The sequence below is a fragment of the Shewanella sp. MF05956 genome (assembly GCF_059758055.1).
Genome location: NZ_JCAYNV010000020.1, coordinates 46,210 through 58,556, shown reverse-complemented (window position 1 = coordinate 58,556; position 12,347 = coordinate 46,210). Strand labels below are relative to the sequence as shown.

The following is a 12,347-nucleotide window of genomic DNA, read 5'->3' as shown; positions in this document are numbered from 1 at the left end:
TGTCGTGTCATACCTGTGATGAAGGTAAGTGATGACTTACCTTATGTGTCGGAATTCAATCTCAGACAAATATATTGATCAATCAATCAATTTATTTATCTATCAAGAAACAACTTGGTGAGGGGCTGTCATGGCAACAAAACTACACTGCTGCATGTGTTTATCTATTTGCGCAATAGCAGACGTGGCAAATAATGGCGGCTCGATACCAGCAACTAATTCGCTGACCATAAAACCGAGAATAGGCATGTGAGCAATCACTAACACATGGTCTGCTTTGTATTGTTCTGCGTAGGCAAGCACAACATCAGTGGCTCTTTTAGCATCACCAGAGGGAGTGACGTCATCAAGTACAACCAACTTGCGGGGCTCAGGTAAATGCTTACTGACTTCTTGCCACGTTTGTTGCGCACGCAAATAAGGGCTTACAATCACTAAATCAAAGTGGCTAATATTTTTTACTAACCAATTAGCCATATATCCACTGTGAATACGGCCTATTTCAGTTAACTTACGCTCTCTGTCTGACGGTGCATCAAAACTAGCTTCGCCATGTCGCATCAAAAATAGTTGCATACTTCTCTCTGGATGTTTTTATTATCATTCTGAGTCAATTGTAGCGCTAAATAGCGTAACAACATACCCTACTATCGCCGATATTTAGCTAAACTTTAGTCGATAAAAGCATAAAACTTGCCCCGGCTATTTGCTAAAAACCCATAAGAAGATCAATATATAACAAGTTATGTTTACTGGAGCCTCCTTTTGCCTGATTATCCAGCAGTTTATAAAAGCCAAAACGATCATCGTCAATATCAATACCGAGTATTAAGCAATCAATTACGAGTGCTTTTGGTTGAAGATATGCAATCAAACCAAGCTGCAGCCTCAATGGCGGTCAGCGTTGGTCATTTTGACGATCCTGTTGAACGCCCTGGCATGGCACATTTTCTTGAACACATGTTGTTTCTAGGTACTGAAAAATACCCTGATTCGGGTGAGTACCATGCTTACATTAACCAACATGGCGGCAATAACAATGCATGGACAGGCACAGAACAAACAAACTTTTTTTACAGCATTAATGCCGACGCTTTAGAGGGCTCATTAGACCGTTTCAGTCAATTTTTTATCGCGCCTAAATTTGATTTAGAATTAGTTGACCGTGAAAGACATGCGATTGAATCTGAATTTAGCCTAAAGCTTAAAGATGATATTCGCCGGGTTTATCAAGTTCAAAAAGAAACCGTTAATCCAAAGCATCCATTTTCGAAGTTTTCTGTGGGTAACCTGGCCACTTTAGCCGGTAAACAGGCAGATATTCGCCAAGAGCTATTAGCATTTTACCAGCAGCATTACAGCGCTAATATTATGACGCTTTGCGTTGTCGCCCCACGGCCAATTGCTGAATTAGAGGTTATTGTTAACCAATATTTTTCAGGTATTAAAAACAGAAATGTAAGTAAACACTATCCGTTAGAAGCCTTATTAAATAAAGACCAACAACAGAAACACATTCAAATTGTGCCGCTCAAAGATCAAAAACGGGTGAGTATCTGTTTTACCCTTCCTGAAATAGATCAATTTTACAAACGTAAACCTCTGACTTTCATCAGCCACCTTCTGGGCAATGAAAGTCCTGGTAGTTTGTTGTCGTATTTAAAATTACAGGGACTGGCGAATAATTTATCTGCCGGTGGTGGCGTTAATGGTTACAACTTTAAAGATTACTCAATCAGTATTCAACTCACAGACAAAGGCTATGCTGAATTAGAAGAAGTCGTCACCTGCGTATTTGAATATATTGAACTCATTAAACAACATGGCTTAACCGCATGGCGATACCAAGAACGTGCGAGCTTATTAGACACCGCATTTCGATTTCAAGAGCAAATTAAAACCCTGGATTTAGCCAGTCATCTCAGTATTAACATGCATCATTACGACATCGAAGACATTATTTACGGTGACTATCGTATGGATGAAATGCTTGAGCATGAAACCAAACAGTTATTATCGATGATGTCCGCCGATAACATGCGTTTGATGACCGTGGCAAAAGAATCACAAGTCGAAAAACAAGCCGCATGGTACGACACGCCTTACAAAGTCAATCCAATAGCTGCAGAACAACTTGAAAAATGGGCCTCTGTGACTACAAGGTCAGCCCTTAAGTTACCTGAAAAAAATCCATTTATTGTCGCTAACCCGCAAGCGAGAACCGATAAAAGTAATACCTTCGCCCCTAAGATTGTCGCCGAGGGTGAAGGCTACCGGATATGGCACAAAAAGGATGATGAATTTAATGTACCTAAAGGCCACCTGTATCTATCACTGGACTCAGATCAAGCCAGCTCAACACCAAGACAGGCGGCATTAACACGTCTTTATGTTGAAATGCTCATCGACTATTTAACTGAGCCGACTTATCAAGCTGAAGTAGCAGGACTTAATTACAATATTTATCCGCATCAAGGCGGTATCACCCTGCACCTCACAGGGTTTACAGGTAATCAGGAAAAACTGTTAACCTTGATTATTAATAAAGCGCGCGAACGTAACTTTACCGAACAGCGCTTTAACATGATCAAAAAGCAAATATTACGCAGCTGGAATAACGTTGCCCAGGCTAAGCCGATATCACAACTCTTTACTAGTCTTACCGTCACATTACAACAAAGAAGCTTTGAACCCGGCAGAATGGCGCAAGAGTTAGCCGATTTCACATTAGAAGACTTGCATAACCATGTCAGTGCATTCTACAAAAAAGTCTATCTTGAAGGGCTGGTCTATGGTGATTGGTTAGAACAAGAGACACTGGATCTAGGCAAACGATTACAGCATTTATTGTCGTTAGTCACTAAACCCAGTGCAGAGTCTGCTAGAGAGTTAGTCAATTTAGACAAAAGAGGCTCGTTACTACGAGAGAAAAGCATTGCTCATCAAGACAGTGCCATCATCGTTTATTATCAATCACGAGCAGCAACACCAGAGCGAATGGCGCTATTTAGTTTGCTAAATCACACCATGTCCTCCACATTCTTCCACGAGTTACGCACTAAGCAACAACTCGGCTATATGGTTGGTACGGGTTATTTACCGTTAAATCGACACCCTGGGATTATCTTTTATGTGCAATCCCCTACAACTGGACCTAGGCAACTCCTAGAAGCCATTGATGAGTTTATCGCTGACTTTAACTATGCTGTGATGCAAATCACCAATGAGCAGTGGGAAAGTACCAAGCAAGGCATGATTAGCCAAATAATGGAAAATGACACTAACTTAAAAACCCGCAGCCAACGTTACTGGGTAAGCTTAGGAAACCGAGATTATCAATTTAACCAACGTGAAACCGTGGTTGCTGAAGTCATGAAACTCACCAGAGCAGATTTAATTAAATTTATGGTGACTCATATGCGCAGCAAAAACTGTGATCGCCTTGTATTATTCAGTTGTGGTGAACAACATCACAGTCAGGCTAGCCTTCGTTCTGATAACATGATTGTCGATCTAAAAGCCTTCAAGGAACAAGCCGATAAGTTTCAATTTTAATCAATCGTTTTTTACGTAAGCGTTCAAGATGAGTTTGTTAATCATAGAGACTTAACATTGGGCGAAACATTATCATTTAAGTATGCTTATTGTATTTAAAGAATATAATAAGCAGCCCATTTAGTCATTGAAATGGATTCACTCAATGTTAATGCGCAAATTGATTAATATTAACTCAACTCTACAATCTGACACGATGAACTAACTAAACAGATTGATTTTTAAGCAAACAGGAATACCGCCCTGTGATTAGCGCTGTGTATTACCCTAACGTAGAAAAGCTCTCCAATGTAAAGAGTGTAAACACAACTTACTGAACTGCATGCTATATAAAACTTTAGTGCTACTTAAGTTGTTGATAAAAAAGTAACTCTACACCAACTTCTTTAGAATAATTGCTCAATAATCTACCAATCTCGTTTTTTTTGTTAACATGCTTTTGACAAAGACGCAGGTTTCTGAAAAAGTAGACAATTATTCTATTTTATTGCGGCATCGACTGAGAACAAAAATAACAATTATGCCTAAAATTTTACTCTTTATCTGCGTCTATGCCAGCTTACTCTTTTGTTCATTAGCACATGCCTTTGATGACAAGAGCACGGAATCAAACTTTGACCTGCTACTCAACCATACCAATTACGGTGTAGCAGACGGCCTGTCACAGGATACGGTCACCGCCATCGTTGAAGATCAAGAAGGATACGTTTGGGTTGGTACCATTAATGGCTTAAACCGCTTTGATGGCAATGAATTTAAACAGTTTTATGCTGCTGATGATGGTAAATCATTACCCAGCTCATTTATCCGCAATTTACTCATTGATAATAACGGCACCCTACTTGTCGGTACAGACAAAGGCCTAGTCGAATTTAATAAAGAGACAGAATCATTTCACCCAAACAGCATCTCAAATCAAATTGGTGAACAAGCCATTTGGTCTATATCGCAACAAGGCAATGAAATATTCATCGGGTTGAATAATCAGTTTTTATCTTATGATAATAGAACATTAAAAATAACACATAAGTATGACAGTGGATTATTAAAAGAAGTAAAAAAAATAATAAAAACCAATAAAAAATATTACATTAGAAACTATGAGGGCACACTGTTTGAAATATATAATAATAACCTTGTAGAAATAACCAAAAAAACAAATGAAATATCAAATCTACGCAACAAAATTATAGTTATTAAAAATGATGGCATTTATTTCTATTCAAATAAACTTACAAAGAAGTCTAATTTAAAATTACAAAACTTAAGCAGCAACAATTTAAATGCAATAGCAATCAATGGAAACAGCCTTTATCAAATAGAATTAATTAATGACGAATTAAAAGCAACAAACCTAGGAAGCTTTAACATTGAAAAAGAAAAACTAAACAATTCATTTGTAAAAGAGCAGAATGGAAATATATACGTATCAAATTACAATGATGGATTTATAAAAATAACTGATGAAAACAACTACATAAACAAATTATTAGGCATTAACGGAAGTGTTTGGTCGATAACAAAAAACCAGAACAACATATACATAATAAACGACGAGAGTGTTGTTTATATATATAACAATGAATTAAAACTTGTAGAAACAGTTAAAACAAAAGCACCTCATGGTCCTAAATCAATTTCAGCAACAGATAAATATCTTTACATTGGTTCTTCATCAGGCCTTTTTGTTTTAGATACAAAAACAAAAGAACAAAATAAAATACTTAACGAGGTAATATTTAACGTAAAGATATTTAGTGAGAAACTGTACATATCAACATTCAAAGGTGATATTTTTATACTAAATTTTAGTGGTGAAATATTAGAAAAAATTGAAACGAAAACAAATTATCCTGTTTATGATACGCTGTTAGTAGACGATACATTGTGGATTGCCTCGCAAAGTGGATTGATTGAATATAAAAATAAGACATTAAACTTAATATATAATGAGGATTTTGTTTTCAACTTATTACATGTAGATGAAGATATTTATTTTGGGACAAGAAACTCTGTTTTGTCCATAAATTTAAATAGTGTTGAAAACAGAAAGGCAAAAATCATTCTTAATAGAAACAAAGTTATCTACTCACTTACATATTTAGATGGATTAATTCTAGCGTCATCGAACCGAGAAGCAAACATTATAGACCTGAAAAACAATGCAAAATATACATTAGATATAAACAATGGTTCACTAGAAGACTATAACTCGCAAGCATCGCTAATAGTAAAAAATAAAATAATATTAGGTAGCAATGAAGGAGTTGGCATATTAAACCCTTCTAAAATACTAGCAAAAATAACAGAAAAAAAAGACTACAAGATATTACTACAAGATTTATTGCTTTTTAACTCACCAGTGGAAGTAAAAGAAGGATCAGTATTAGAAGAACCACTTAATAGAACTAAATCTATCACATTGAAATACTCAGACTACCCTTTCACATTTAAATTTGGTGTTTTAGGGAAAAGAAAAAATAATTATGAGTTTTTCTACTACTTAGAAGATTTAGAGCAAAACTGGTTATCAACTAAAGGTAATGATACCGTTACTTACACAAACTTATCTGCTGGTGAATACACATTTAAAATCTATGCAGAAAATAGACTTACCGGAAATAAAACCGACATTAAAGAGCTAAAAGTTTTAATAACACCACCATGGTGGTTATCTAATTTAGCTATAAGTATTTATACAATTATATTTTTAATCGTTATATTTCTAACCATTAGGGTAATTAACCGTCGCCGGCAAATACAAAAACAAATCGCTCAGAGTGAAGAAAGGTTAAAGTTATCACTTTGGGGCAGTGGCGATGAAATGTGGGATTGGGATATTGAAAGTGGCAAAATTTATCGCTCTAATATATGGGGCTCACTGGACTTCCCTCAAGACGGTCGCCGTTCAGGAAACCCTAACGAAGAAAGTAATATTCACCCACTCGATAGAGAGCGTGTCACTAAAGCCTTAAATGATCATTTTAATGCCTTAACAGATCATTTCGAAATAGCATATCGGGTGAAAGCACGTAACCAACAATGGGTATGGATTTTAGACCGCGCTAAAATTGTAGAACGTGATCAAAAAGATCAGCCGTTACGTATGACAGGCACGATTAAAGATATCAATAATATTAAGCAAGCCGAAGAACAACTGCGATTATTTGCTCGCGCCATTGAAAACATTTCAGAAGGAATGTTCATCCTCAATGAAAAATACCAGTTTGTTGAAGTCAACGATGCTTGCTGTGAACTAACCGCATCGACTCAAGAGAAGTACCTCAACGAAACACTGAGTTTTAATCGTTACCCTGACAGTTATTCAGAACAAATTCGCACAATCCTAAAGCAACAGGGTCGTTGGAGTGGCGAAATTGAATCTTGCAAAGGCACAGATGATTATTTCTTAATGGAGATCACCATTGACGCCATCTACAACGAGCAAGGCGAAACCAGTCATTACGTTGGTGTGTTCTCGGACATTACCCGCCGTAAGCAACAAGAAGAAGAGCTTAGGAAACTAACCAACAATGACTTGCTAACCGGATTACCTAACCGCTCGAGCTTACAAGTCACTTTAAGTAACCTGGTTAAGAAAGACATTCACCATACTCTGATGGTGTTGGATTTAGATAATTTTAAACGCATTAATGATTCGCTAGGGCATCAAATCGGTGATGATTTGCTTATTGGCGTAGCTGAGCGGATCAAACTAGCTATACCCAAGCACGCAAGTCTTTATCGATTGGGCGGAGATGAATTTGCCCTGCTTGTTGATCAGCATCCAGATATCGGTTCATGTGCCGCTATTGCCACTCAAGTGATTAATTGTTTAAAACCCGCATTTAATCTGAACAACGAATCACTGGTATTGGGGATCAGTATTGGGATAGTGCTCTATCCTGAAGATGAACAAAATGAGCAAGCCTTACTGCGTAAAGCCGATATCGCGATGTATCATGCTAAATCAGCAGGTGGGAGTCGTTATCAATTCTACTCAGAATCATTAAACCAAAATGCCTTGCGCCAATTAGAAATTGAAAATCTGATTAGAGAAGCATTAAAAGACGACTTATTTGAGGTTTACTATCAACCTAAAATTGACGTTAAAAAAGATCGCCTCACAGGCATGGAAGCGCTGGTTCGCTTAAATCACCCAACACTAGGTTTGATTGGCCCCAATGAATTTATTCCATTAGCTGAAGAAAATGGTCTTATTGTAGAAATTGGTGACGTGGTATTACGCAAAGCCTGCTTTGCTGCGCAAAAATGGTTGGAGTCTGGATTATTTACGGGCCGTGTGGCTGTTAATTTATCGTCAAAACAGTTTGCTCTCACAGACTTGCAACAACGTATAGAGTCAATTTTACGACTGACAAAACTTCCAGCAAAGCATTTAGAGTTAGAAATAACAGAAGGCACTGTAATTAAAAACCCTGAACAAGCCATTAAGGTGATGCAGCAGCTGGCTAAGATGGGCATTAGCTTGGCACTGGATGATTTTGGTACCGGTTACTCATCATTATCATATTTAAAACGCTTCCCAATTAATTGTTTAAAAATTGATAAGACTTTTGTTGATGATATCGACAAGTCTGATCGCGACCTTAAAATGGTCGATTCAATTATTACCATTGCGCACAATATGGGTTTAACGGTTGTTGGTGAAGGGGTAGAACAAACTGCGCAGCTTAACATACTAAAAGCATTAAATTGCGAAGAAATTCAAGGGTATATATATAGCAAACCAATAAAGGAAGCTGACTTTGAATTAATGCTCACAGCAGAAAAACTCAAATTTGATACGTTTGAACAGACAATAATGAAAAAATAAATCATTCTCTTTAAGATTTGGCATGGTAAATGCTAACTAAGACTCAGTAGTCAAAATAATATAACTATTTAACCCTGAGCTTGAATAATAAAAGAGAGAATAAAAATGATTAAAGGAATAATTACACTAGCGGTTTTATCTGCATTGTCTGTTGGTAGCTATGCAATGGTTAGCACAAATCAAACTGCAGGTATTCCTGGCCTGAAAGTCCTAGACACGCAAACTGCTGGTATCCCTGGCCTGAAAGTCCTAGACACGCAAACTGCAGCTATTCCTGGCCTTAAAGTCTTAGACACGCAAACTGCTGGCATTCCTGGTCTTAAAGTCCTAGACACGCAAACTGCTGGTATCCCTAGTCTTAAAGTCCTAGACACGCAAACTGCTGGTATCCCTGGTCTTAAAGTCCTAGACACGCAAACTGCTGGTATTCCTGGTCTGAAAGTCCTAGACACGCAAACTGCTGGTATTCCTGGTCTGAAAGTCCTAAACACGCAAACTGCTGGCATTCCTGGTCTGAAAGTCCTAGACACGCAAACTGCTGGTATTCCTGGTCTTAAAGTCCTAGACACGCAAACTGCTGGTATCCCTGGTCTGAAAGTCCTAGACACGCAAACTGCTGGTATTCCTGGTCTTAAAGTCCTAGACACGCAAATTGCTGGTATCCCTGGTCTGAAAGTCCTAGACACGCAAACTGCTGGTATCCCTGGTCTGAAAGTCCTAGACACGCAAACTGCTGGTATTCCTGGTCTTAAAGTCCTAGACACGAAAACTGCTGGTATCCCTGGTCTTAAAGTTCTAGACACGCAAACTGCTGGTATTCCTGGTCTGAAAGTCTTAAACACCCAAACAGCTTAAGGAGAATATGATGTTTACTTCTCTTAAAATCGCACTTGGCTTAGCCAAACCGACACGTAAAAAGGTGAAGCTACCTGAAGGGTTGAATCATTTAGAAGTTATCCAAGCCAAAGCTTGGTGGAAGTAATTCACACGATGTCCAATCGTGATACCCAATAAAAAAGGAGCTTATGCTCCTTTTTTATTAATCTACATTATGACTATCAGCAATCATTGATCTGTAATCTGTAATCAGCAATCCGTAATAATTAGCATTCGATTCGATATTTTCCGTGACGCAATAACTTTACATCAGCAAGGCGCTTATGAGCGCTAAATAAGGGATAAGTCAGCGGACCGAGTAACAATGCTAAGCATGCCCATCGTTTCACCGCTAATCCTTGCTTATAAGCTGCTAATGCAAATGCAATACAACTGCTTGCACTCGATAATACAAGAATCACCAACAAACTCACCGGCATACTACTAACCTCTGCTATCAAAAATATCGTCCTTAGGACGTACACCAAAGAAGTTATCAAACCTCAGGAAGTTGAACTCACTCATTATACACTCAAGGCACTCTAGACAATCAAAGCAATTCAGCCTTTTTAAACTAAAACGTCAAACCAAAAGGTTAGACTAAAGAATGATAACCATACCCTAAATAATGACGTTATTCGATCAAAAATCAGGCAAAGGTATGCCATACGATAACAAATAAGCGGCAAATTATTGCCGGCTTGTTACTTGCTAAAATAAAGGTCGGTCAAAAGTTTGACGCACCGCTAATCGGCAAAAATAGACTCCGTATGTATTTTGATCACATCTTTTATGGCAACTGAATCAGAAATGATGATTTTTATTATCAGGCCTTTCCGCAAACAAGCACACCCTTAATTCTTACCGAGCGATGGTATCTTTATACTGCTAATAATTGGGTAATAAAAAACCGCTCATGATGAGCGGTTTTAGGTTAACGTCTTTCAGTAATTAGCTATTGTAAAACTGGCTGCCGTCACTCGCCATCTTGACTAGTGTGTCACACGGCGCAAAACGATCACCGTAAAGTGACTGGTATCCATGTAATGTGTCGACTAGGTTTTTAGCACCCAATGTATCGATATAACGGAACGGTCCACCTAAGAATGGTGGGAATCCAATACCAAAAATTGCCCCAATATCACCATCTCTTGCAGAAGCAATGATGCTCTCTTCTAAACAACGAACCGCTTCGTTTAGCATTTGGATGGTACAACGTTCAGCGACATCTTTAGATTCTTTATCTGAGGCAATTAAGATATCGAGCACTTTGTAAACCGACTCATCAACCAGTTTTGCTTTTTTGGCTTTAGGGCCATATTGATAGAAGCCTTTACCATTTTTGCGACCCTTGCGATCGTCAGCCAATAACTTATCGAACGCGGCAGGTGCTTTAAATCGCTCACCGAGCTCTTTCTCTAAAATCGGCGAAATTTTAGCGCCGACGTCAATGCCCACTTCATCAAGCAAAGTCATCGGGCCGACAGGGAAACCAAACTTCACTAGAGCACGATCTAAATGCTCAATGCGCTGACCTTCTAATAACAGTTGAGCGGCTTCGTTCATATACAAAGCTAAGATGCGGTTAACATAAAAACCGGCACCGTCTTGAACAACAATCGGGGTTTTACCCTGCTTGCGTGCAAATGCCACTGTCGTAGCAATAGTTTCAGGCGACGTGGTTTTATGGGCAATCACTTCCACTAACGGCATTTTTTCTACCGGAGAGAAGTAATGCAAACCAATCACATTTTCAGGACGACTTGCCGCTGCAGCAATTTGGCCAATAGGTAATGATGAGGTGTTTGATGCAAAAATAGTATGTTCACCACATTCACGCTCTACATCTTTAACCATCTGATGCTTAAGCGCTAAGTCTTCAAATACCGCTTCAACAACAATATCAGCGTCTTTGATGCCGGTGTATTCTGTGGTTGTGGTCATCAACGACATAATATTATCACGGGCAATTGGCGTCATATGACGACGTTTAACGCCTTTATCTAATAATTTATAAGCATACGATAATGCGTTGCTTAAACCCTGCTCTGAGATATCTTTAACGCGTGCAGGAATTTTCGCTTTGGTCGTGGTAACAGAGGCAATACCGCCACCCATTAAGCCACCGCCTATCACCATCACTTTTTTCACTTTACGCGGTACAGCACCTTCAGCGCCGGTTTCTTTCTTCATTTCCGTAGTGGCAAAAAACAAACTACGTAATGCAGCAGATTCTTTTGACATCACTAAATTAGCAAAATGAGTCGCTTCAACCTCAAGACCTTGCACCATGCCTTTGTTCATACCTTGGCGCACACAATCAATAATCTTAGCTGGTGCAGGGTAATTACCCTGGGTTTTCTTCATCACTTGTTTGCGAGCTTGATCGAACATAATGTCGCGCGTAAACGAACTAGACTCTAAAAACTGGTTAATTTTAGTTTGCTTAACAGGTTTAGCAGCTTGCTTACCTTTTTTAGCAAGCTCTACTGCGGTTTCAACTAAAATTGAATTTGGCACCACGTCATTCACTAAGCCCATTTTTAATGCTTGTTTGGGACGAATTTGTTTGCCTGTCAGCATCATATCTAATGCAGTCGCAATGCCGACTAATCGTGGTAAACGCTGTGTTCCACCGCCACCAGGCAATAAACCTAATTGCACTTCTGGCACACCTAGCATGGTTTTTTTATCGTCACTGCATACACGTAAATGACACGCTAACGCTAACTCTAAACCGCCACCTAAACACGCACCATTAATGGCAGCTACAACAGGAATAGACAACCCTTCAAGTTCAGAAAAAACCACATGACCTTGTTGAGACAAAGCTTTCGCGTCGGCTTCACTTTTACATGCTGCTAACATGGTAATATCAGCGCCAGCAACGAACGAATCAGCCTTACCAGAAGTCACAACCAAACCTTTAATGCTACTGTCAGCTTTGATCTCAGCCAGTATTTCGGTGATTTCAGGCCCAAATTGTTCTTTTAAGGTGTTCATGGTTTCACCAGGAACATCCATAGTTAAAATGGCAATACCATCTTCACGACGCGCTAAATTAAATGTCTTTTCCATG

6 protein-coding genes are annotated in these 12,347 nt (G+C 38.7%); 3 read left to right on the top strand and 3 right to left on the bottom strand.

Translation table 11 applies throughout. From position 1 onward, the window contains the following. Window positions 1-102: 102 nt before the first annotated feature. Entirely contained in the window at window positions 103-576 is a 474-nt protein-coding gene (gene sixA, locus AC19MX_RS18680; protein ID WP_160055573.1) for a phosphohistidine phosphatase SixA, read from the bottom strand. A gap of 189 nt (window positions 577-765) precedes the next feature. Between sixA and AC19MX_RS18675 the strand changes: the two genes are divergently transcribed. The 3 genes from AC19MX_RS18675 to AC19MX_RS18665 all read left to right on the top strand — a co-directional run bounded on the left by AC19MX_RS18675 (window position 766) and on the right by AC19MX_RS18665 (window position 9,247). Beyond that, window positions 766-3,555 (top strand): insulinase family protein, encoded by a 2,790-nt coding sequence (locus AC19MX_RS18675; protein WP_498299438.1) that lies wholly within the window; start codon window positions 766-768, stop codon window positions 3,553-3,555. 520 nt (window positions 3,556-4,075) lie between these two features. Then, window positions 4,076-8,392: an EAL domain-containing protein gene (locus tag AC19MX_RS18670; RefSeq protein ID WP_498299436.1), complete on the top strand. Its 4,317-nt coding sequence runs from the start codon at window positions 4,076-4,078 to the stop codon at window positions 8,390-8,392. A gap of 105 nt (window positions 8,393-8,497) precedes the next feature. Then, window positions 8,498-9,247, top strand: a complete 750-nt coding sequence (locus AC19MX_RS18665) for a hypothetical protein (RefSeq protein WP_498299434.1) — start codon at window positions 8,498-8,500, stop codon at window positions 9,245-9,247. Window positions 9,248-9,495: 248 nt separating this feature from the next. On the opposite strand, the gene AC19MX_RS18660 is transcribed toward AC19MX_RS18665, so the two are convergent. Together AC19MX_RS18660 and fadJ are read right to left on the bottom strand one after the other, a co-directional pair. Beyond that, the gene (locus AC19MX_RS18660) at window positions 9,496-9,729 is read right to left on the bottom strand and encodes a hypothetical protein (RefSeq protein WP_498299432.1); all 234 of its coding nucleotides are present in this window, start codon (window positions 9,727-9,729) and stop codon (window positions 9,496-9,498) included. Window positions 9,730-10,219: 490 nt separating this feature from the next. Next, window positions 10,220-12,346 carry a fatty acid oxidation complex subunit alpha FadJ gene (gene fadJ / locus AC19MX_RS18655; RefSeq protein WP_498299430.1) on the bottom strand — a complete coding sequence of 709 codons (2,127 nt, stop codon included), beginning with the start codon at window positions 12,344-12,346 and terminating at the stop codon, window positions 10,220-10,222. Between the last annotated feature and the right edge of the window lies 1 nt (window position 12,347).

What these genes read in the sequence shown, in the direction of transcription:
- sixA (WP_160055573.1), bottom strand. Translation starts at nt 576, where the DNA reads ATGCAACTATTTTTGATGCGACATGGCGAAGCTAGTTTTGATGCACCG.
- fadJ (WP_498299430.1), bottom strand. Translation starts at nt 12,346, where the DNA reads ATGGAAAAGACATTTAATTTAGCGCGTCGTGAAGATGGTATTGCCATT.
- AC19MX_RS18665 (WP_498299434.1), top strand. Translation starts at nt 8,498, where the DNA reads ATGATTAAAGGAATAATTACACTAGCGGTTTTATCTGCATTGTCTGTT.
- AC19MX_RS18670 (WP_498299436.1), top strand. Translation starts at nt 4,076, where the DNA reads ATGCCTAAAATTTTACTCTTTATCTGCGTCTATGCCAGCTTACTCTTT.